A 2,729-nucleotide genomic window follows, 5' to 3' on the forward strand; every position below is an offset into this window, starting at 1 on the left:
TCATGCTGCGAAGGCTATGCCGAAGAACAATATGATCCCGGACGGACACTTAGATATAGGGACGGTACGCTCGAAGGTCTCGGTACGTTTTTTGTGCGCGCTGAAAATCTCAAGATCACAAGACACATCTAGGTGTTTTGGGGCAAAATTACCCGTTAGAGTTGTAATGAGTGCTTTTGTGGAGGGTGCCGAGCATTGATTTCTACTAACGGCAAGTAGGTACGTTACAAGTGGGAGCGCCCGACATCCTTATAGTCGAGGATGAGGCCATGATTGCGCTGTCGTTGTCCGACATCCTTGAAGCCGCTGGCTATGAGGTGAGCATAGCCGGCGACGGTGTTGCGGCGCTGGCGGAAGTAGAAAGACTTGGGGCTCGGCTTCTGCGCTGCTGACCAATCTCAACATGCCTCGCATGACCGGCGAAGGCCTTATCCGTACCCTCCAGAGTGCCCGGCCCGACCTCCCGGTAATCGTGGTGACCGGCGCCGCCGCCCGGCGGCCTGGAGGCGTTGCGAGATGGGAGCGGCAATGGGCACTTGCATTGCTTCACAAGCCTCTTGAGTACGGAGACCTCCTTGCTGCCGTGCAGTGCGCTGTTCTGGCTAAGCCGAACCAACGCGTGCCCTCCAGCCGGCAATTGCGCCAACGGTAACGGGCATTCGGCAGGCGACACCCAGGCAGTTTCGGCTAAGCAGTCGGCACCATTTTATGCAGCAACGCCCTGATCGCAAATGAGAGTTCCAGTGCCGTAAATGGCTTTGGCAATACCGGAAAGCCCTGCGCCGCGCTGTGACCATCACCGGCATAGCCGGACACGAGGAGCACAGGCAACCCGGCCCGATGCCGCCCGACTTCCCTCGCCAGATCGAGGGCACTCATGCTGTCCGGCATGATCATATCCGATATCACTAGATCGAACTGGCCGCCGCTGGTGAGCAACTGGAGCGCCATCTCCGGATCGGTGGTCGTAATGGGATGGTGGCCGGCGCCTTCCAGCATGCCCGCTGTGAGCCGGCCGACAGCCGCGTTGTCGTCCACCACAAGGATACGGAGGCCCTTGGGTAGCAGGGGCAGTTGGTTCTCCCTGCGGTTCGCATCAGAATGGTGCCGCGCAGCTTCGGCGCCCGACACTGCCGGGAGCAGGAGAGTCACCTCAGTGCCTTCGTCCACCTTGCTAGCGATTGTCACCGTTCCTCCGACCTGCTGCGCAATGCCATGGACCTGACTAAGCCCGAGGCCGGTGCCCTTGCCGACCGGCTTTGTGGTGAAGAATGGCTCAAAGATGCGCCCGTGAACTTCTTCCGGGATGCCGACTCCGCTGTCGCGCACACTGATTGCCACGAACGGGCCACTGAACCCCTGGGGCTTGCCGTCCAGGGTGGTATTGTGGGCTTTGATTTGCAGCGCGCCCCCGTTCGGCATGGCGTCACGGGCATTTACCGCGAGGTTCAGCAAAGCAATCTCAAACTGCGCGGTGTCGATTAGGACGGCCGAGACATCCTCGTCTACCTGCACATCGAGCGATATGTCAGCGCCGAGCATGCGGCTGAACAGCGCGACCGCCTCCTCAATCCCTTTTGTGGTATCCACCACCTCCGGACGCAAGGGCGACCGGCGGGCGAAGGCCAGCAATTGCTTCGTCAGGGCAGCACCACGGGCCGCGGCATTCTGCATCTCACGAAGAATGTCGCCGAGCCTTGGGCTACCGGATGGCAGCCTTTCCGCGAGGGTGATGCCAGACGAGATCACCTGAAGAAGATTGTTGAAATCGTGGGCGACACCCCCGGTTAGCTGCCCAAGGGCTTCTAGCTTTTGCGATTGTGCCAATTGCTCGCGGGTTTCGTCCAAGGCACGCTGGGCTTCCCGGCGCTCGGTGATGTCACGGGTGACCTTGGCGAAGCCAATCAGCTTGCCGCCGTCGCGGATGGCGTCGATGATGACGCTTGCCCAGAACCGGCTGCCGTCTTTCCGAATCCGCCATCCCTCAGCCTCGAACCGGCCGGATGCCACGGCTTCGGCCAATGCTCGCTGGGGCACCCTCGCAGCCTTGTCCTCGTTGGAGTAGAAGCGTGAAAAGTGCTGGCCAACGATCTCCGCGGCCTCATAGCCCTTGATCCGTCGAGCGCCGGCATTCCAGTTCGTAACCCGGCCCTCTGGGTCGAGCATGAAGATTGCGTAGTCGGTCACTCCTTCGACCAAAATCCGGAACCGTCGCTCGCTTTCCAGCAAAGCCTGCTGAGCCGTGTAGCGCTCCGTGAGGTCTCGGGTGATCTTGGCGTAACCGATCATGTGCCCGGTCTCATCCCGCACCACGTCAATCACAGCCAGCGCCCAGAAGCGGGTGCCGTCCTTGCGAAGCCGCCACCCCTCGCTTTCGAAGCGGCCGTCCCGGCGGGCAGCTTCGAGAGCCGCCTCTGGCCTGCCGAGGTGGCGATCCTCCTCGGTGAAGAACTTGGAGAAGGATTGCCCGATCACCTCCTCGTCCGCATAGCCCTTGATGCGCCTCGCGCCGGCATTCCACGTCGTAATCCGCCCGTCGGGATCGAGCAGATAAATCGCATAATCGACAACCACCTCGACCAACAGCCGATAGATTCGGTCATCCGTGCCGGCTGGTGCAGCGTGCGTCATCGGGCGGTTCCGGTGCAGGGGGAGGCAGTAGGGGCAGCATGTTCAACTAGAGCGGTTTTCTCTTTGTCTGAATCGCTTGTGACCTCGGTGGCTGTCGG

2 protein-coding genes are annotated in these 2,729 nt (G+C 60.9%); one reads left to right on the plus strand and one right to left on the minus strand.

Annotation, left to right across the window (positions count from 1 at the left end):
- Positions 1 to 269: 269 nt before the first annotated feature.
- Complete coding sequence (locus AC5JJ6_RS08055; protein ID WP_496041538.1) at positions 270 to 392, plus strand: hypothetical protein; 123 nt, start codon at positions 270 to 272, stop codon at positions 390 to 392.
- 295 nt (positions 393 to 687) lie between these two features.
- On the opposite strand, the gene AC5JJ6_RS08060 is transcribed toward AC5JJ6_RS08055, so the two are convergent.
- Positions 688 to 2,631, minus strand: a complete 1,944-nt coding sequence (locus tag AC5JJ6_RS08060; protein ID WP_496041539.1) for a hybrid sensor histidine kinase/response regulator — start codon at positions 2,629 to 2,631, stop codon at positions 688 to 690.
- Between the last annotated feature and the right edge of the window lie 98 nt (positions 2,632 to 2,729).

Source organism: Skermanella sp. (genome assembly GCF_059503625.1).

Excerpts from the sequence above, each read along its gene's own strand:
- AC5JJ6_RS08055 (WP_496041538.1), top strand. The coding sequence starts at position 270 with ATGATTGCGCTGTCGTTGTCCGACATCCTTGAAGCCGCTGGCTATGAG.
- AC5JJ6_RS08060 (WP_496041539.1), bottom strand. The coding sequence starts at position 2,631 with ATGACGCACGCTGCACCAGCCGGCACGGATGACCGAATCTATCGGCTG.